The sequence below is a fragment of the Leisingera aquaemixtae genome (genome assembly GCF_001458395.1).
In the GTDB taxonomy this organism is placed as follows: domain Bacteria; phylum Pseudomonadota; class Alphaproteobacteria; order Rhodobacterales; family Rhodobacteraceae; genus Leisingera; species Leisingera aquaemixtae.
The window spans coordinates 13,416-31,153 of the sequence record NZ_CYSR01000007.1; the positions used below are offsets into that span (position 1 = coordinate 13,416).

General features: G+C 64.5%; 17 protein-coding genes. 10 read left to right on the forward strand and 7 right to left on the reverse strand.

All coding sequences use genetic code 11. The features are described from left to right. Positions 1–78 precede the first annotated feature (78 nt). The 6 genes from modC to PHA8399_RS02595 all read right to left on the reverse strand — a co-directional run bounded on the left by modC (position 79) and on the right by PHA8399_RS02595 (position 6,857). The gene (modC, locus tag PHA8399_RS02570) at positions 79–1,164 is read right to left on the reverse strand and encodes a molybdenum ABC transporter ATP-binding protein (protein ID WP_058284718.1); all 1,086 of its coding nucleotides are present in this window, start codon (positions 1,162–1,164) and stop codon (positions 79–81) included. Next, the gene (gene modB / locus PHA8399_RS02575) at positions 1,164–1,868 is read right to left on the reverse strand and encodes a molybdate ABC transporter permease subunit (protein ID WP_082649442.1); all 705 of its coding nucleotides are present in this window, start codon (positions 1,866–1,868) and stop codon (positions 1,164–1,166) included. The genes modC and modB overlap by 1 nt, the downstream gene beginning before the upstream one ends. Next, positions 1,865–2,578, reverse strand: a complete 714-nt coding sequence (modA, locus tag PHA8399_RS02580; RefSeq protein ID WP_082649443.1) for a molybdate ABC transporter substrate-binding protein — start codon at positions 2,576–2,578, stop codon at positions 1,865–1,867. The genes modB and modA overlap by 4 nt, the downstream gene beginning before the upstream one ends. 195 nt (positions 2,579–2,773) lie before the next feature. Then, on the reverse strand, positions 2,774–3,337 hold the full coding sequence (locus PHA8399_RS02585; protein ID WP_008558442.1) for a chemotaxis protein CheD: 564 nt from the start codon (positions 3,335–3,337) through the stop codon (positions 2,774–2,776). Between the two features lie 26 nt (positions 3,338–3,363). Beyond that, entirely contained in the window at positions 3,364–4,308 is a 945-nt protein-coding gene (locus PHA8399_RS02590) for a CheB methylesterase domain-containing protein (protein ID WP_058284719.1), read from the reverse strand. Positions 4,309–4,475: 167 nt separating this feature from the next. Further along, positions 4,476–6,857 (reverse strand): methyl-accepting chemotaxis protein, encoded by a 2,382-nt coding sequence (locus tag PHA8399_RS02595; RefSeq protein WP_058284655.1) that lies wholly within the window; start codon positions 6,855–6,857, stop codon positions 4,476–4,478. 413 nt (positions 6,858–7,270) lie between these two features. Here PHA8399_RS02595 and PHA8399_RS02600 point away from each other — a divergent pair, with 413 nt between their 5' ends. The 8 genes from PHA8399_RS02600 (at position 7,271) to PHA8399_RS02635 (ending at position 13,797) form a co-directional block, all read left to right on the forward strand. Continuing rightward, the gene (locus tag PHA8399_RS02600) at positions 7,271–7,558 is read left to right on the forward strand and encodes an STAS domain-containing protein (protein WP_058284656.1); all 288 of its coding nucleotides are present in this window, start codon (positions 7,271–7,273) and stop codon (positions 7,556–7,558) included. Further along, positions 7,555–7,929: a response regulator gene (locus PHA8399_RS02605; protein WP_058284657.1), complete on the forward strand. Its 375-nt coding sequence runs from the start codon at positions 7,555–7,557 to the stop codon at positions 7,927–7,929. Before PHA8399_RS02600 ends, PHA8399_RS02605 begins: the two co-directional genes overlap by 4 nt. 1 nt (position 7,930) lies before the next feature. Further along, the gene (locus tag PHA8399_RS02610) at positions 7,931–10,090 is read left to right on the forward strand and encodes a chemotaxis protein CheA (RefSeq protein WP_058284658.1); all 2,160 of its coding nucleotides are present in this window, start codon (positions 7,931–7,933) and stop codon (positions 10,088–10,090) included. Next, a complete protein-coding gene (locus PHA8399_RS02615) occupies positions 10,080–10,562 on the forward strand; it encodes a chemotaxis protein CheW (RefSeq protein ID WP_058284659.1) in 483 nt (160 codons plus the stop codon). The genes PHA8399_RS02610 and PHA8399_RS02615 overlap by 11 nt, the downstream gene beginning before the upstream one ends. Continuing rightward, positions 10,559–11,422, forward strand: a complete 864-nt coding sequence (locus tag PHA8399_RS02620; RefSeq protein ID WP_058284660.1) for a CheR family methyltransferase — start codon at positions 10,559–10,561, stop codon at positions 11,420–11,422. Before PHA8399_RS02615 ends, PHA8399_RS02620 begins: the two co-directional genes overlap by 4 nt. 33 nt (positions 11,423–11,455) lie before the next feature. Continuing rightward, positions 11,456–11,842: a response regulator gene (locus PHA8399_RS02625; RefSeq protein ID WP_058284661.1), complete on the forward strand. Its 387-nt coding sequence runs from the start codon at positions 11,456–11,458 to the stop codon at positions 11,840–11,842. A 2-nt stretch (positions 11,843–11,844) separates the two neighbouring features. Beyond that, on the forward strand, positions 11,845–12,171 hold the full coding sequence (locus PHA8399_RS02630; protein WP_058284662.1) for a DUF8776 family protein: 327 nt from the start codon (positions 11,845–11,847) through the stop codon (positions 12,169–12,171). 126 nt (positions 12,172–12,297) lie between these two features. Next, positions 12,298–13,797, forward strand: coding sequence for a caspase family protein (locus PHA8399_RS02635; protein ID WP_058284663.1), 1,500 nt, complete (start codon positions 12,298–12,300; stop codon positions 13,795–13,797). A gap of 94 nt (positions 13,798–13,891) precedes the next feature. Here PHA8399_RS02635 and PHA8399_RS02640 read toward each other — a convergent pair whose 3' ends face one another. Beyond that, positions 13,892–14,734: a M15 family metallopeptidase gene (locus PHA8399_RS02640; protein ID WP_058284664.1), complete on the reverse strand. Its 843-nt coding sequence runs from the start codon at positions 14,732–14,734 to the stop codon at positions 13,892–13,894. 183 nt (positions 14,735–14,917) lie between these two features. On the opposite strand from PHA8399_RS02640, the gene PHA8399_RS02645 reads away from it, so the two are divergent. Further along, positions 14,918–15,493: an OmpA family protein gene (locus PHA8399_RS02645; protein ID WP_058284665.1), complete on the forward strand. Its 576-nt coding sequence runs from the start codon at positions 14,918–14,920 to the stop codon at positions 15,491–15,493. Between the two features lie 44 nt (positions 15,494–15,537). Continuing rightward, positions 15,538–17,703, forward strand: a complete 2,166-nt coding sequence (locus PHA8399_RS02650; protein WP_058284666.1) for a serine/threonine protein kinase — start codon at positions 15,538–15,540, stop codon at positions 17,701–17,703. The last annotated feature ends 35 nt before the right edge of the window (positions 17,704–17,738 follow it).

Here is a 17,738-nt window from a genome sequence, read left to right on the forward strand (position 1 = left end):
CGCCCGCAACCGAACTTATTTCCGTATCAAGATTACCTGAAGGATTGTTGCGGAATTTTTGAAAGCAGGCGGGGACGCCTAGCCGCCGCTGCCGATATCCTCCGGCGCGATCGAGACGGTTTTGACCACGGCAAAGCAATTTGCCCCCGGTTCCAGCCCCAGCGCCTGCGCCGAGCGCCGGGTGACCCGGGCCAGCACCCGCCCTGCCGGCGTCCGCAGCGAGACCATGGCGCCAGGGCCGCTGCCGGTGCGGACATTCTCAACCGTGCCCGGCAGGATGTTGAGCGCTGACAGGCCTTCGGGGCGCTGGCGCGACAGGATCACCTCATGCGCCGAGATCCGCACCCGCACCTGGCTGCCCGGTGCCTTGGCGATTTGCGGCAGGAACAGCGGCACGCCGCCCGCCTCCAGCTCTGTCAGCCCGTCCGGGTGGTGGCGGGCCACCCGTGCCTCCAGCAGGGCGCCGGCGGCGCGCACGCCTGCGGGCAGGACCGCCGGATCGCCCAGCACCTCTGCCGCGCTGCCCTGGCGCTGCACCTTGCCGTCCTGCAGTACCACAACCGTGGTCGCCAGCCGGGCCACTTCAGCGGCGGAATGGCTGACATAGAGCATCGGGATGCCGATCTCGTCCCTGAGCCGCTCGAAGTATGGCAGGATCTCCGCCTTGCGCGCTTCATCCAGCGCCGACAGCGGCTCATCCGCCAGGATCATCCGCGGCGCCGACAGCAGGGCCCGGCCAATCGCCACCCGCTGTTTCTCACCGCCTGACAGCCGCCCGGGCCGCCGCTGCAGCAGGGAACCGATGCCCAGCAGCTCCACCACCCGGTCCAGGCTCTCCCGCTTGGCGCTGCGCGGCGCAAACCATTGCCCGAACAGCAGGTTCTGCCGCACGGTCAGATGCGGAAACAGCCGCCCCTCCTGAAACACATAGCCCATGCGGCGCTTGTGCGGCGGCAGCCAATGCCGCTGCGAGGTGTCAAACAGCACCTCTCCATTCAGCGTCACCCGCCCCTGATCGGGCCGCAGCAGGCCAGCAACCGCCTGGATCACCGTGGTCTTGCCGGTGCCCGACCGCCCGAACAGCACGGTGACGCCGGGCGGTGCCTCGAACTGCACATCCAGCCCGAACCCCGGCAGCGCATGTTGCAGCGAGACCGTCAGCATCAGCACCCCCCGGCCCGCTCAGCCGCGCGGCGTGCCAGTAGTTCGGAGAACAGCAGCGCGCTGAGGGCAATGGCAATCGACACCAGCGTCAGCCGCAACGCCGCCGCCTCCCCGCCTGGCACCTGCAGAAACGTGTAGATCGCCGAGGGCAGCGTCTGCGTCTGCCCTGGAATGCTTGAGACAAAGGTAATGGTCGCTCCGAATTCCCCCATCGCCTTGGCAAAGCCCAGCACGGTGCCGGCAATCAGCCCCGGCAGGATCATCGGCAGGGTGACGGTGGCAAAGCACAGCACCCGCGAAGCGCCCAGGGTCGCCGCGGCCTGTTCCAGCTTCGGATCCACCGCCTCCACCGACAGCCGGATCGCCCGCACCATCAGCGGAAAGGCCATGATGGCCGCGGCCAGCGCCGCGCCGGTCCAGCGGAAGGCAAAGACGATGCCGATTTGCTGCAACGCACCGCCGACCGGCCCCTTGGTGCCGAACACCATCAGCAAAAGGTAGCCGGTCACCACCGGCGGCAGGATCAGCGGCAGGTGCACCAGGCTGTTGACGATCTGCTTGCCGGGAAACCGCCAGCGCGCCAGCGCATAGGCCACAAAGACAGCCAGCGGCAGCGCCGCCAGCGTCGCCCAAAGAGAGACCCGCAGCGACAGCATAACCGCCTGCCATTCCTGCGGCCCCAGCCATGCCGTCTCAGCGCTCACTCCGCCAGCACCCCGAAACCGTGGCGCAGGAAGATGTCCCGTGCTTCGGGGCTGCGCAGATACTCCAGAAAAGCCAAGGCTTCTGCAGCGTTTCCGCCTGCGACGGCAGCGGCCGGATAAACGATCCGCGGGTGGCTTGCCTCCGGAAACACCGCGATCACCGAGACCTTGCTGTCCGCGCGGGCATCGGTCGCGTAGACAACGCCCATCGGCGCCTCGCCCGACGCCACCAGCGCCAGCGCTGCGCGCACATTGGCGGCCTGCGCCACCTTGGGCGCGACGGCGGTCCACTGCCCCAATGCCATAAGGGCGGCCTTGCCGTAGATGCCCGCAGGCACCGCATCGGTCAGCGCCATGGCCAGCCGGCCCTCGCCCAGCAGCCCGCCCAGATCCGCGGCTGACAGGTCCAGCGGCGCGGCGCCTTTCCCGTGCGCGATCAGCACCAGGCGGTTGGTCAGCAGGTCCAGGCGCGAGGCCGCATCCACAAGCCCCTCCTGCTGCAAAACATCCATCCAGCCGGGATTGGCGGAGAGGAACACATCCGCCGGCGCGCCCAGCTGGATCTGCCGCGCCAGCGCCGGGGAGCCGGCATAGGAAATGGTGACTGTCCGCGTGGTTGCAGACTGATAGGCGGCGGCGGCCTCATCCAGCGCTGTTTTGGTGCTGGCGGCGGCGAAGACCGTGATCTGCGCCTGCGCCATCGCTGCCATACCGCATATCAGCAGGACAGCCGCTGCCAGGACCCGCCGTAGGCCCGGCAAGATCTGAGACAGCGAAAATGAGGCCCGGTTTGTTCTCATAGCCCCTAAGGGACTACCGCTGTCGGCCAGCGCGGGCAAACGGTATTTGCCTCCGCCCGGTGCACACCGGGCGGCGCAGTCTTCTGCCTTTGCAGGGCCGGCCGGTCAGAACAGGGTCACAGCGCCCGGGCCGCCTGCCGCCGGTGCCGGTGCCGGAGCCGGGCGCGTTGCGGCACGCTGCTCCATTTCGCCGAGCTTGCGGTCGTCCTGGACATGGGTCTGCTGGGCCGCGCCGGAACAGGCGTGGAACCGCACCCTGCGGGCGGATGTGCCGCCAACGCTGGAGGAGATGCACGGGATGCCCTCATCGCGCAGGAACCGCTGCACGAAGTCGGCATTGGACGCGCCGATATCCGACAGGTTTGCCGACATCTTGGCGCCGCCGAAGACCTTGGCCTTCAGGTTGGACCGCACGGCGCCCTTCTTCATGATTCCGTTGATCAGCAGCTCCATCGCGTGGATGCCGTACCGGGCGTTGGCCGCGCCGCCCTGGCGGGCATTCGCCAGCAGGAAATGGTTCATTCCGCCCACACCGTTCTCCGGATCGTAGATACACGCCGCGATGCACGAGCCAAGCACCGTGGAGAACACGATTTTCGGATCGGTGGTCACCCGGTATTCCCCCTGAAGAACCGTTACAGATTTCGAGTTGGCGAAAACAGTGGTCAAGGCTTTGGTTCCTTCCTGCGGTATGTTCAGGCTTTGCTGGCCTGGAGTAGTGTGCTGGCCATCCGGGCCAGCGGCACCTGCTGCTGCGCGGCGCCGATATCCCAAGCCACTCTGGGCATTCCGTAAACGACCGAGGACTTTTCATCCTGGGCAAAGGTCTTGGCGCCGGCCTTGCGCAGGTCCAGCAGCCCCCGGGCGCCGTCCTGGCCCATGCCGGTCAGGATGGTGGCAACAACGTCCTTTCCATATGGCACGGCAGAGGTGAACAGAGCGTCAACAGACGGCGTGTGGCCGGAAATATCCGGCCCTTCTTTCATCCGCAGCTGCAGCGGCTTGCGGTTGCTCAGCCCCATGTGGCGGCGCTGGCCGGCGGCGATGTAGACATAGCCCGGCTCCAGCGCCATGCCGTCCTCGGCCGCCCGCACCCGCGCCGGGCAGATCCGGTCCAGCAGCGACACCAGGCCGGAGCCGAAATTCTTGCCGGTGTGCTGCACGATCAGCGTTGGCGGGCAGTCGAACGGGAAGCCAACCAGAATGCTGCGCAGGGCTTCCACCCCGCCGGTCGAAGACCCGATCAGGATCAGCTTGCGGCTGCCGCCCGCAGCCGCTGCAGGACCGCTTGCCGCGGCGCGCGCCGCCGTCCGCGGGCTGCGGCGCGGCGCGTTGACCATCATGTCGAAATACTGGGCGAACTGGCTGGGGTGATCCGCCTTCGTCAGTTCGAAGATACCCGCTCCGACGTCCAGCAGCGGTGAGGATTTCCGCGCCGGGGTCGCGCCCTGGGTGTCCATGACCGAGACCCAGCGCGTGTCGATCGCCGAAAACAGCGCCATCATCATCTCGAATTCCGGCAGCTTGGTGAACCCGTCTTCCACAAAGGCAAAAACCGGCTGCGCCGCTTCTGCCTGATTGTAGGCCATCATCAGGTTGTTCGCCAAATACACCCGCATGCCCGGGTAAGCGGATTCCATGTAGCTCTGCAGGGTCCGGGCAAAGTTGCGGTCAGTGGTAATGATCAATAAGTTTTTCGAAGACAATGGGTTCCCCAGTTAATTTGCGGTGCCATCCGAATTTCCGGCACAGGTTGCCATGGCCTGAAGGCGCCGCTGCCCTGGCAGCGGCGCCTCCGGTGAGTCGCTTAAAAGTCCTGCCAGAGATCGCGGGCGGCATTGCCGCTGGCGGCCGCAGATACCGCGGCAGGCGCGGCGCTGGCCTCAATCTCCCAGTCATCGCTGCCGTGCGCCGAAGGCGCAGGCTGGGCCGCCGCCCGAGCGGGAGCAGCCGGGGCCGCTGCGGGGGCAGGACGGGCTGCAGGGCTGACGCCTGCGACCCGGAAATGGGCGACCAGCTCGGCCAGTTTGGTCGCGTCGGTGTTCAGCATGTGGCCGGCCGCTGTGGCCTCTTCCACCATGGCTGCGTTCTGCTGGGTCACTTGGTCCAGCTGGGTGACGCCGGTGTTGATCTCATTGAGGCCGGTCGACTGTTCTGCAGCACCCTCGGCGATGCCGGAGACCAGCTGCGAGATATGGGTGACCCGTTCGACGATGCTTTGCAGTGCCTCGCCGGCCTTGCCGACCAGATCCACCCCGCGCTCCACCTGTTTGGAGCTGTCGCCGATCAGGGTCTTGATCTCCATCGCCGCGTCGGAGGAGCGCTGCGCCAGCGCCCGCACTTCGCTTGCGACCACGGCAAAGCCCTTGCCGGCCTCACCCGCCCGCGCCGCCTCGACGCCTGCGTTCAAGGCCAGAAGGTTGGTCTGGAAGGCGATGTCGTCGATCACAGAGATGATCTGGCTGATGTGGTTCGAGCTCTGCTCGATCTCGGTCATGGCCGACACCGCGCTCTGCACCACTTCGCGGTTGTTCTCCGCTTCGGTCCGCGCCTCCGCCATGGTGGCCTCAACGCTGCGGGCGCCTTCGGCGGCGGATTTCACCGACGCGGTCAGCTCATCCAGCGCCGCGGCGGTTTCTTCCAGGGTGGCCGCCTGGCTCTCGGTGCGGTGCGACAGGTCATCGGACGCCTGGCTGATTTCGGCGGCGCCGTTGCGGATACTGCCGGAGGCGTCGATCACCTGCTGAACGGTGCCGCTCAGATTGGTGACCGTGCTGTTGAAGTTCTTCCGCAGCTGTTCGTATTCCTGCGGGAACGGGCCCTTGATCTCACGCGAGAAATCACCCTCGGCAAGCTGCATCAGGCCGGTGCTCAGGCTTTCGACCACTTCCTGCTGCTGGCGCTGCATCTCGGCGCGCTCCTCTTCCGCGGCGCGGGCCAGTTTCAAGTCGTCCTGCATCGAGACCAGCGTTTTGCCGATCTTGCCGATTTCATCCGAACGGCCGGCCGCCGAGACCTCTGTGTCGAGGTTGCCGGAGGATACGGCCTCCATGTCCGCGCAGATCCTGTTGATCGGCTTGGTGATGGAGCGGGCGAAGAGCCAGCCGAGGAACGACATGGCGGCTGCGCAGGCGGCCGAGGCCAGAAGCAGCATGTTGCGCTTCTTTTCCGCCGGGGCCATCAGCTCGGCCAAGTCCTGCTCGGCGATGATCGCCCAATCTGCAAAGGCCAGCGGAAGCGGTTCCGAATAGGCCAGCACGGGATGCCCGTCGAGGCCGGGAACATTTTTCTGCACATGCGATTTGCCGTCAAAGGCTTCCACCACCTGCTTGGTCGGGGGGAGCTGCGAGAGCACTTTGAAACCCTCTTCGAATCGCGAATTCGTGCGGGCCTGCATATCCGAAGCAACCAAGTAGACTTGGGTGGTTTCGCCCATCCCCTGCTCATTGTTGATGATCGACCCGATCAGGCTGACCGGAATCTGCACTGCCAGCACACCCACGGTGAGATTGGCGTCATTCACAACCGGCGTCGCGGCAAAGCCTGCTGCCTTACCCCCGCTTGCGGCGTAAGGTTCCAAATCGGCAAAGAACACCTCGCCGCGGCTGCCTTTGAGCGATTCACGGTAGACTTTGGCAAGGCCGGAATCCTTGAACGGCCCCGTCATCATATTGGTGCCGAAATCGTTTTCCTTGAACACCGAATAAACGATATCGCCAGCCAGGTTGATCAGGAAGGCATCATAGTACCCCTTGCTTTCGATCAGCGTTCTGTAGGCGGGATGAAAGCTCTCGTGATGCATGTGATAGGGGGAGTCGCCCTCGGCACGCGCCATCAGGTGCTTTTCTCCGATCGGGTGCGGGTTGTTCTCCATATAGGCCTGGCGCAGAATTTCGCCCGGATTTCCCTCCAGGTCGTTCCACGTCATCGTCAGCCATTCAATGGCGGTTGCCGTCGACGGCACCGAGGCCAGCGTCTGCACATCCGCATGTATCCCGTCCAGCAAGGTCTGCACCGACAGCTTGCGGTCCGCCACCATGGAGCTGAGCTGGTCCTCGGCATTTGTTTCTGCGCTGCGCTGGAAGCTGAGCGTGCTGATGGTGACGAGAATCGCCGTCACAAGCACAACCAGTCCAACAACAAACAACGGCAGCTTATGTGCCAGTTTAAGCGATTTCAGGGCTTTCATTCCGTCCTCCTAAGAGCATCGCGGTCTAGGCCACCGCTAATGATGATGCCGCTCAGGATGGCGCGGATACGTTAATTTGCGGCTTACGGGAGGGAAGGCGGACCGCTGTCAACTGCAAAAATGAGCCGGAATCCGCAGCGCATCGGCGTCACTCCGTTAAGGTCCGGTAAACATACCGCCGCTGGCTGTGCGCAACCCGCTGAGCACAGCCGAAAACGCGGCCAGGTGATTCCCCGGCCCGGCCGGCCACTGTTAAAAATTGACGGGAATTTCCGCGCGGAATTGCCGTGCGTCTCCTTATGAATCCCCTGCTGAGCGCACGCGGCGGCAATCAAATGTTAAGGCCCCGCGCCTATGAATTGCTTCATCGAACTCGAATTGATCGCCGACAACGGGGGTGCGAATCGCCGAAAATGACCACGGAAACGCAAAAGCACATTCTGGATCTGCCGAATGCCTTCGCGGAGCTGGATCCTCTGATCGCCTTCCTGCAAGGGGCCCGCTCCCGGGCGGTCGAAATTGACTGCAGCAGCGTCGCTCTGATGCCTTCGCGCTGCCTGCAGGTTCTGCTTGGAGCAGAACAGCAGTGGCGGTCCGAGGGGGTAGGCTTCTCAGTCACCAACATCACCGAATCCTGCCGCAAGTCCCTGACCCTTCTGGGGCTGGAGCCCAACCGTTTTGAAGACGAGGAAACAGCATGAAGACCAAAGTTCTGGCAATCGACGATTCCCGCACGATCCGGAATCTTCTGGCCGCAACCCTGGAAGAGGCCGGTTTTGAATACCACTGTGCGGTTGACGGCCGCGAAGGCGTGGACATGTATCCCGACGTCGATCCCGACGTCGTGATCACCGACATCAACATGCCCAACCTCGACGGCTTCGGCGTGATTGAGGAGCTGCGCGGCGAAGGCATCAACTCCAAGGTGCCGATCCTGGTGCTGACCACCGAGAGCGCGCCTGAGCTGAAGGCCCGTGCCCGCGGCGCCGGCGCCACCGGCTGGATCACCAAACCGTTTGACGATGCCTCGCTGATCTTCGCGCTCAAGCGTGTGACCGGAGCCGCGGCCTAAGATGTCGGGCTCGATTCAGGACACCTTCTTTGAGGAGTGCGAAGAGCTCCTCGAAGCAACGGATGAGGGGCTGACCGCTATCGAAGGAGGCGATCACAACCCCGAGGTTGTCAATGCGATCTTCCGCGCCGTGCACTCTATCAAGGGCGGCGCCGGAGCCTTTGGCCTGGATGACCTGGTGGCGTTTGCCCACCGGTTCGAGACCGTGTTTGACGAAGTGCGCTCCAACCGGCTGGAGCTGGACGAAAAGCTGGTTCAGCTGCTGCTGCGCTCCAGCGACCACCTGTCGGCGCTGGTCGAGGCTGCCCGCGACGGCGGCCAGATCGACGAGGCGCACCACGACACCCTGCTGGCGGCGCTGGACGAATACACACCCGATGAGGAGGAGGACCTCACCTTCGAGCCGATGGGCCTTGGCGGCCCGGCGCCGATGATGGACCTTGGCGATCTGGGTGCCGCTCCGGCAGCACCGCAGGAGGAAACCTACCGGATCCGCTTCCAGCCGCTGAAGGAAATGTACGGCACCGGCAACGAGCCGTTCTTCCTGTTCCAGGCGCTCAGGGACATGGGGGATCTGGCGGTGACGCTCGACGAGAACGAGCTGCCCGGGTTCGACACCATGGACATGGACGAAAGCTACCTGGCGTGGGACCTGGTCCTGGTGACCAAGGAACCGCGGTCGGTGGTCGAGGCGGTCTTTGAGTTTGTCGAAGGACTGTGCGAGCTGTCGATTGCCGGGGATGGCGATGCCGAAGCGGAGGCAAATGCCCTGGCGGCCCTGGATGCGATGTTCACCGCCCCGCCTGCCGCCGGCAGCGCAGACGGCGAGGCAGCTGCCGCCCCTTTTGAACCGCCGGTCCCCGCACCTGAACCCGAAGCCAAGCCGGCAGCTGCCGAAGAAAAGGCATCGGCCCCGAAAGCCGAGAGCGGCAAGCAGGAGCAGCGCGGCGGTCCCAAGCCGACGCTTCGCGTCGAGCTCGAGCGGGTGGACCGGCTGATCAATGCTGTCGGGGAGCTTATCATCAACCATTCGATGCTGGCGCAGCAGATCGCCAACCTCAACGTCTCCGACACGCGGGACGTCGAGACGGAGCTGGAAGGCTTCAAGAATCTGGCCCGCGACATCCAGGAAGGGGTGATGGCCATCCGTGCGCAGCCGGTCAAGCCGCTGTTCCAGCGCATGGCCCGCATCGTGCGCGAAGCGTCGGCTGCCACCGGCAAGACCTGCAAACTGGTCACCGAGGGCGAAAATACCGAAGTCGACAAGACGGTCATCGAACGGCTGTCCGACCCGCTGACGCACATTCTGCGTAACGCGGTCGACCATGGCGTGGAAAAGCCCGAGGACCGGACCGCGGCCGGCAAGCAGACCACCGGCGAAATCCGCCTGTCTGCCTCGCACCGCTCCGGCAGCGTCTGCATCGAGATCAGGGACGACGGCGCCGGTGTGAACCGTCCGCGGGTCAAACAGATCGCGATCGAGAAGGGGCTGATCCCGGAAAACGCCGAGCTGACCGATGGCGAGATTGACAACCTGCTGTTCGCACCGGGTTTCTCAACGGCCAAGGAAATCTCCAACCTCTCCGGCCGCGGGGTTGGCATGGACGTGGTGAAGAATGCGGTGACCGGCCTGGGCGGGCGCATCAACATCTCCTCCGCCCCGGGCAAAGGGTCCACATTCACCATCATTCTTCCGCTGACACTGGCGGTGATGGACGGCATGGTGGTGTCGGTTGCCGATCAAACCATGGTGGTGCCGATCACTTCGATCGTCGAAACCATGCGCGGCAGCGACGACATGATCAACAGCCTCGGCGCCGACGGCACCCTGCTGTCGATCCGCGGCAACTTCGTGCCGATCTGCGATGTTGCCCGCGCGCTGGGTCTCTATCGCGAAAGCGACCGGCAGGCCGGCGTCTACCTGCTGGTGGAGACCGAAACCGGCCAGCGCTGCGCCTTGGCGGTGGATGACATCCACGATCAGCGCCAGGTGGTGATCAAGAGCCTCGACGGCGTCTGCGGGGAAATTCCCGGCGTCGCCGCTGCAACCATCCTGGGCGATGGCAAAATCGCCATGATCCTGGACCCTGAAAGCATCATTGCGGCTTCGCCCACGGCAGCCGCCTTTGACACCGAGCGGAGATTGAGCAATGCAAGCTGAAGTGAAGCAAAACGATCAGGAAGTGAAGCACGCTGAACACAGCGAGTTCGTCAGCTTCACCGTGGCAGGCCAGGCCTTTTGCCTGAAGATCACCCAGATCCGCGAGATCCGGCGCTGGTCGCCGGTGACCATCCTGCCGCATGCGCCGGCCGATGTGCTGGGGGTGATGAACCTGCGCGGCGCAGTGATCCCGATCTATGACCTGTCAGCCCGCTTTGGCCTGCAGCAGACCGAAGCCAGCGAGCGCAATGTGGTCATCGTGGTTTCGGTGCATGGCAAACCGGTCGGGCTGCTGGCGGAATCGGTCTCGGAAATCATCTCGATCAACCCGGATGATATCCAGGACACCCCGCCGGTCGACAGCCGCAACACGATGGAATACATCCAGGGCATCATCTCGCATGATGACACCATGGTGCGCATCATCAATCTGGATGCGGTGATCTCAGCTCCGGAGCAGGTGATGCCGTGAGCGCAGAAGGTTCCATCACTCCCGCAGCTGAAAGCTTTACGCTCTCGGACCAGGAGTTCGAAGCCATCGCGCAGTTTGCGCACAAGCACTTCGGCCTGGCCCTGGCGGCAAGCAAGAAGCCGCTGGTGTCCTCGCGGCTGGCGCGCAAGCTGCGCCAGCGCAATTTCACCAGCTTCAAGGAATATCTGGCTTGCCTGGACGGCCCCAGTTCCGAACAGGAGCGCAGCGGCCTGCTGTCGCTGCTGACCACCAACGTGACCCATTTCTTCCGGGAGCCGCACCATTTCGAAACCCTGCGCAACGATGTGCTGCCGCCGCTGATCGAACAGGCGCGGCGCGGCGGCCGGGTGCGGCTGTGGTCGGCGGGCTGCTCCAACGGGCAAGAACCCTATTCGATTGCGATGACCGTTCTGGATCTGTGCCCGGACGCGGCCAAGCTGGATTTCAAGATCCTGGGCACCGATATCGACCCGGTTGTGGTGCGGCACGCCAAGGCGGCGAAATACCCCGAGGACGAACTGGCCCAGATTGACGCGAAATACCGCAAGCTGGTGCCGGCCCGGGACGCCGAGGGGCGGCTGCCGGACAGTCTGCGCAAGCTGATCACCTTCGGAGTGCTGAACCTGATCGAGCCGTTTCCGTTCCGCGGCAGGTTCGACGCCATCTTTTGCCGCAATGTGGCAATCTATTTCGACAACCCGACTCAGCAGAAGGTGTGGCAGGCCTTCCAGAATGCCCTGAACCCGGGCGGCTATCTCTTCATCGGGCACTCAGAGCGCATGTCCGGCCCGGCAGCGCAGCACCTGAAGACGGCCGGGATCACAACCTATGTCAACTCACCCGCTGGCAGGACTTCCTGACCACGGCTGCAAGCAGAGCAGAAGGAAAGAAAAATGAGCTTGAAAGACTCTCTCCGCGTTATGGTCGTTGACGATATGTCAACCAGCCGGGGGATCATCACACAAAGCCTGGATGAGATCGGCATCAAGAACTACATGGTCGAAAACTCCGGCCAGGGCGCCTACCAGAAACTGATCCAGACACCGGTTCACATGGTTCTGTCCGACTACAACATGCCGGGCATGGACGGTTTGGGTCTGCTGAAGGCCCTGCGCGGCCACCAGGTCACACAGCGGGTCGGGTTCATTCTGGTCACCGGCAAGCCGACGCCGGAGATGATCCAGGTCGGCAAGCAGATCGGCCTGAACAACATTGTCCGCAAGCCGTTCACGGTCGCCACGATGAAGCAGGCCATCGAACAGGTCGTCGGGCGGCTGTAACCATGGAGCGTCCCGGCAAAGCCCTGAGCGAACTTTGCGCCGCCTCGGCGTGGGAAATGGAGCAGCTGCGCAGTCAGATGCAGGCGCTGGAAGACGTCGTGCTGGACGTGCTGGAACGGGGCACGCCCCCGACCAGCCAGGAACTGCGCTCTTTGCAGGACTTTGATCTGGTGATCCAGACCCTGGCCGGGCTCTCCGGTTTCTACAAGCGCGTGCAGGCGCAAGTTGATGAGTCCGGCCCTGCCGATCTGCCGGCCGCAGCGGCAGGGGTCACTCTCGAAAAACTGCGCGACCGGCTGCGCTCTGCCAGCAGCCTGGCAGACACCTGAACGCCCCGGCTCCGCCCAGACCCGGGCGGAGCTGCGCTGCAGACCCGCGGCCGCGAATTTCCTTTTTCATTGCGGCCGCCGCGGACTACATTGGGCCTAGCTGAAACAGCCAGCCCGGGTGTCCGTATGTCTTTGCTTTTCAAACCGTTGATTTTCACCGCCTGCCTGCTGATGGCGGCAGGGGCGCAGGCTGCAAGCGACCGCATCGCCTTGGTCATCGGCGTGGCTGACTACCAGTACCTGCCGCCGCTGGAAAACACCCGCAACGATGCCGCCGCAATGGCGGACACGCTGGAGGGCATCGGCTTTGACGTCAGCCTGGCGCTGGATCCGGGCGCCGCGGAAATGGAGCAGCTGCTGCAGGATTTCGCCTTCCGCTCCGAAGTTGCCGATCTGGCGCTGGTCTATTTTGCAGGCCACGGGATCGAGGTTCAGGGCGAGAATTTCCTGATCCCGGCAGACGCCAAGGTGGCCGGGAACCGGGATGTGCAGCGCCAGTCGCTTTCGCTGAAACAGCTGCTGGCGGCCGTGGACCGGGCCCGCAAGATGCGCATCGTGATCCTCGACAGCTGCCGCGACAACCCGCTGGGCGACTCGATTGCGCTGGAGCAAGGCGGCACCCAGGCCGCTGAAACCGCTGCCGCCACCCGCGGCGGCGGCGGCATGGCGCCGGCCGATCCGGACCGCGGCACGCTGGTGGCCTTTGCCGCCAAGGACGGCCAGGTGGCGCTGGACGGCAGCGGCAGCAACTCGCCTTACGCCACGGCGCTGATGGAGAAGATGGTGCAGCCGGGGCTGGAGATCAGCCTGATGTTCCGCCAGGTGCGCGACCGGGTGCTGGAAACCACCGGCAACCTGCAGGAACCCCATACCTACGGCTCGCTGACCGGCGTGCCGTTCTATCTGGCCGGCCCGGGCGCAAATGACGCCCCGGTTTCCGTAGCCGATGCCTCTGCCGCCTGGGCCGCGCTGAAACCCGACCAGGAGGAGCAGCTGCTGGCGCTGGCCGACCTTGGCGATACCCGGTCGATGCTGGGACTGGCCTATATCCGTCTGAACCCGAATGAGGGCCGGTTCGATCCCAAGGCGGCCGTGGATTTCCTGCAGCGCGCCGCGGATGCGGGCTCCCCGGAAGCGCAGTTTGAGCTGGCCAAGCTGTATGAGCGCGGCACCGGCGTCGACGCCGATCCGGCCAGGGCATTGGAGCTGTATCAGGCGGCGGCGGCCCAGGATTTTGCCGATGCGATCAACGATCTTGGCTTTTTGCATTACCAGGGCGGGCTTGGCCTGCGCGCCAACCCGAAGAAAGCGCTGACGTTCTTTGAGCGCGCTGCCGACCTGCGCCATCCGCAGGCCCAGTTCAATTTCGCCGCCCTGATCGATGACGGGCTGATCCCGTCAAAAGGCCCCGAGGATTCAGCCCATTACCTTTATGCGGCGCTGCGCAGCGGCAGTTCTGATGTGCTCAACCTGCTGAGCGAACGCCCCAAGATGTTCACCGCAGAGACCCGGCGCGCGCTGCAGCGAAAGCTGAAAGACAATAATTTCTATGCGGGCGCGATTGACGGCGATTTCGGGCCGGGCACCCAAAGGGGGATCCGCCAGGCCTACGGGCTGGAAGGGTAAGCGCCCGGGTTCCCGCGGATGCCTCCGCTTCATGGATTGTTCGTCCTTGCGCGCGTCTTTTCCTGAACAGGCCCTTGCGCAGAGAAGCCGGCCCTTACAGCTGCCCTTCGGCCAGCCATTGATCCAGCTGGCGGCGGCTGATTTCGAAATGCATGCTGTCCTCGCGGCGGAACCCCGCGCCCCAGACCCAGCCCTGGTCGTAAAAGAAATCCGCCATGATGGTCAGCCCCAGCTGGGTCTTGCCATCGGTGAAATTGTCCAGCTTGCCGTCGATGTTCAGGTCGACAGCCAGGCCATAGCTGTGGGTGGAGAGCGCGCTGAGCGTGCCGCGGATCCGGCGCACGCAGAGCGCTCCGGCCGTATTGATCCGGGCATAAAGATCGGGATCCGCCTGACGGATGTTCTCGAACACAACCTTCAGGCTTTCGATGGCCGGGCGCAGCATGCTGACCCGGATCGGCCCGACCTGCTCTGTTACCAGCTTCTCCTTGAGGTCCGGATTGGTCATCGGCTGGCAGGTGTCGTTCAGATCTTCCCGCGGGCGGCCTAGCTTTTCCGTCAGATAGCTGCCGCCCGTCACCTTCAGCCCGCGGTTCACGTTCAGCCGGTCGGCGATCAGCACCACCTGCGCATAATCGAGATCCGCGCCGCCGGTCTGGTTCCAGATCGCGGCCTCGCCGGCCGCATCATCTGTGAAAGGGGTTCCGGTGCCTGCCCCTCCCGCGGGCAGGCTGGCAAGCTCGTTCTGCAGGTCGGTCATCCGGGCCTGCAGATCCTCGACCTGCTGGCGCAGCATCTCGATCTCGATCCGCGCGGTGGAATCCACCCCGCCGGCCCCCTGGTAATCTTCTTCGCTCAGCAGCCAGCTGAGCCCGAACCAGACAGCCGGAGCCAGCACCAGGCCAATGGCGATTATGACGGCTGGCAGAACCCGCATATACCCTCCCGGTTCACCTGCGCCCATTTCAATCTTTCAGTGCGCGGCAAGTAAACCCCCTGTTTACAACTTGCCGGAAACACCGTGTTTTTTTCCGCCGCAGGCCTTTGCCCGGCATTGGCAGGCAGCAGGTGCTGGTATAAGCTGCCAGCGAAGTTGCAACGGTAGGAAAGGGCGCTGAGCATGATCCCCCTGAAAGGAATTTTCGCAAGCGTTCTGGGCGCCGGCCTCATTTTCGCACCGCTGGCGCAGGCGCAGTCGAACGGCGGTGAACTGTCGGTTGAGGAAATCACCGAGGCCTTCAAAAAGCAGAAGACCCGCGGCTTGGTGATCGTGCCCAGCAGCACGGACCAGACCCAGGACACGGCGCAGGAAACCGCGACCGTGGCGGCCGCCGCCGAGGAATACAATCCGGTGGACCAGCAGGCCCAGATCAATGTCCAGATCTCCTTTGACTTTGACAGCGCGGCGCTGCGGGCGGACCAGGCGCCCAAGCTGGCCAATATGTGCGAGTCGATGAAACTGATGGACGGCACCGTGTTCCAGATCATCGGCCATACCGACAGCTCCGGCTCCGCTGCTTATAATGAGCGGCTGTCGCTGCTGCGCGCGCAGGAAGTGCGCCGCCACCTGATCAGCGCCTGCGGCGTGCCCGAAGATATGCTGAAGGCAATCGGCATGGGCGAGACCGCGCCTTTCAATCAGGACAACCCGCGTGCGGATGAAAACCGCCGCGTCGAATTCCAGGCCCTGGGCTAAGCCCGGCTTGGACTCGCGGCGGACTGCAGGCCAGGGAGAACTACATGCTTGAATCGCGCCCTGGCGACTTGTTCCAGCCGGGTGATCTGCTGAACAATACCTACCGGATCGAAGGATTGCTGGGGCGCGGCGGCACCTCGGATGTCTACAAGGCGCGCTCGGAAATCTCCGGCAACCTGGTGGCCCTGAAGGTGCTGAAGCAGGAGCTTGCCGCCAACGAGGACTTTACCGTCCTGATGGCGCGCGAGGAGAATATCCGCGAAATCCGCCATGCCGCGGTGGTGCGCTATTCGGAAAACCACCGCACGCCGGACGGCCATATCTACCTGCTGATGGATTACATCGACGGCCCCGGCCTCGACAAGCGGCTGAAACAGGGGCCGATGGCGGCCGAAGATCTGCTGGTGATCTGCCGCCGCGTGGCCGAAGGGCTGCAGGCGGCGCATGCCCGCAATATCGTCCACCGCGACCTGAGCCCGGACAACATCATCCTGCGGGGCGGCGACCCGGCAGAGGCGGTGATCATCGACTTTGGCATTGCCAAGGACACCAACCCGGGCGCCCAGACCATTGTCGGCAATGAATTTGCGGGCAAGTATTCCTATGCCGCGCCGGAGCAGATGAGCGGCCAGACCGACGCGCGCTCGGACATCTATTCGCTGGGCGCGCTGCTGCTTGCCAACTTCCGCGGCGCCGCGCCCAAGCTCGGCGCCAACCCGATGGAAGTGGTTGAGAACAAGCAGAAACCGCTGGATACCAGCGGTGTGCCGGAACCCCTAAGGACGCTGATCGGCCGGATGTGCGCCCCGGACCCGGATGACCGGTTCCAAAGCGCGGGCGAGGTGCTGGCGTTTCTCGACAATCCCGACGGCGGCAGCCTGGCGGACGTGCTGGACGGACCCGCAGCCGAAGATGCCACCATCATCGTGCCGCAAACCCGCCAGCCGGCGCCGCTTCCCCCGCCGGACCCGGCGCGCGAAACCGCGCAGGGGAAAAAGAGTGGGCGCGGCGGCCTGTGGGCGGCGCTGGCGGTTCTGCTGCTGCGCGGCGGCGGCGGCGCGGGGGCCTATTTCTCCGGCATGCTCGACAGCTTCATGGGGCCGTCTTATCCGGTTGTCCGCCCCTATTCGCTGATTGCGGAAAAACCGGCGGACGGGCCGGTGCAGATCGTTGGCAACGTGCCCTCGGAAGCCACCCGCGACGCCCTGCTGGCGCTGGCTGAGGACGCGGATCTGACCCTGGCCTCCGGCGCAATCGCCGAGACCTGGGGCGCCGATCTGCTGGACACGGTAAGGCCGCTTGAGGGCCTGCGCGAATGGCGGCTGGTGGTCAGCAACAACAAGGCCCGCCTGACCGGCACGACCAGCGACACCAACGTTGCCGAAATGCTGAACGAACGCTTCCGCAACGGCCTGCCCGGGGCGCTGGAAGGCAAGGCGGAAATCCGGTTCGAACTGCCGATGCTGCCGGTGGCAGAGGTCAAGGCGATCATGGACACCTTTGCTGATTGCGGCCCGCTGGTTCGCGACGGGAACGGCCATTATGACGGTTATGCGCCGGCCGACCCGATCCTGATCAGCGGCCGCGTCGCCAGCACCGCCACCCGGCTGGAGCTGTTCGACGCGCTGCGCGCCCTGGCCCATGAGCGCCAGGTGGTGCTGGATGTCGAAGTGCTGAACGACTCTCTGTGTGTGGTGGAGCAGCACCTGCCCAAAGCCCCCTCCGGCGGTGCCGAAGTGGAATTCGCGGTGGGCGGCTCGACGGTGGAGCCCAACCCCTCCGGCCGGTTCTTTGTCGGGGAAAACCCGGTAATCGACGTGGTGCTGCCGGGGGATGTGACCGACGGCTACCTGACGGTGTCGGTTCTGGATGTCTCTGGCAATGTGTTCCACCTGCTGCCCAATATCGCGCGCCCGGACAATGCGGTGGCCAGCCTGCGCGGCGGGGCTGCGGGCGACGTGCCGGTGCGGGTGGCCTACAGCCTGGAGGAATCCGCATCCGGCGGCGGCATCGCCTTTAAGGTGGATGATAGCACCCTGGGCAAAAGCAAGGTGCTGGTGCTGCATTCGTCGGAGCCGCTGTTTGACGGGATGCGCCCGACCTCGGAAAGCGCCGTCGGCTTTGCCGAAGCCCTGCAGGCCAGTTACGAGGCCGATTCCAGCCGCATCCGCTCGCTTGACAGCCGCGTTCTTGTCACCGCCAAACCCTGACCCGGCAGGCGGACCCCTGTAAAAGCAGCGGCTTG

Bases quoted from the DNA above. Each gene is read 5' to 3' on its own strand.
- modC (WP_058284718.1), bottom strand. From the start codon at position 1,164: ATGCTGACGGTCTCGCTGCAACATGCGCTGCCGGGGTTCGGGCTGGAT.
- modA (WP_082649443.1), bottom strand. From the start codon at position 2,578: ATGGCAGCGATGGCGCAGGCGCAGATCACGGTCTTCGCCGCCGCCAGC.
- PHA8399_RS02590 (WP_058284719.1), bottom strand. From the start codon at position 4,308: ATGGAATCCGCTTACCCGGGCATGCGGGTGTATTTGGCGAACAACCTG.
- PHA8399_RS02595 (WP_058284655.1), bottom strand. From the start codon at position 6,857: ATGAAAGCCCTGAAATCGCTTAAACTGGCACATAAGCTGCCGTTGTTT.
- PHA8399_RS02600 (WP_058284656.1), top strand. From the start codon at position 7,271: ATGACCACGGAAACGCAAAAGCACATTCTGGATCTGCCGAATGCCTTC.
- PHA8399_RS02605 (WP_058284657.1), top strand. From the start codon at position 7,555: ATGAAGACCAAAGTTCTGGCAATCGACGATTCCCGCACGATCCGGAAT.
- PHA8399_RS02610 (WP_058284658.1), top strand. From the start codon at position 7,931: ATGTCGGGCTCGATTCAGGACACCTTCTTTGAGGAGTGCGAAGAGCTC.
- PHA8399_RS02615 (WP_058284659.1), top strand. From the start codon at position 10,080: ATGCAAGCTGAAGTGAAGCAAAACGATCAGGAAGTGAAGCACGCTGAA.
- PHA8399_RS02625 (WP_058284661.1), top strand. From the start codon at position 11,456: ATGAGCTTGAAAGACTCTCTCCGCGTTATGGTCGTTGACGATATGTCA.
- PHA8399_RS02630 (WP_058284662.1), top strand. From the start codon at position 11,845: ATGGAGCGTCCCGGCAAAGCCCTGAGCGAACTTTGCGCCGCCTCGGCG.
- PHA8399_RS02635 (WP_058284663.1), top strand. From the start codon at position 12,298: ATGTCTTTGCTTTTCAAACCGTTGATTTTCACCGCCTGCCTGCTGATG.
- PHA8399_RS02640 (WP_058284664.1), bottom strand. From the start codon at position 14,734: ATGCGGGTTCTGCCAGCCGTCATAATCGCCATTGGCCTGGTGCTGGCT.
- PHA8399_RS02645 (WP_058284665.1), top strand. From the start codon at position 14,918: ATGATCCCCCTGAAAGGAATTTTCGCAAGCGTTCTGGGCGCCGGCCTC.
- PHA8399_RS02650 (WP_058284666.1), top strand. From the start codon at position 15,538: ATGCTTGAATCGCGCCCTGGCGACTTGTTCCAGCCGGGTGATCTGCTG.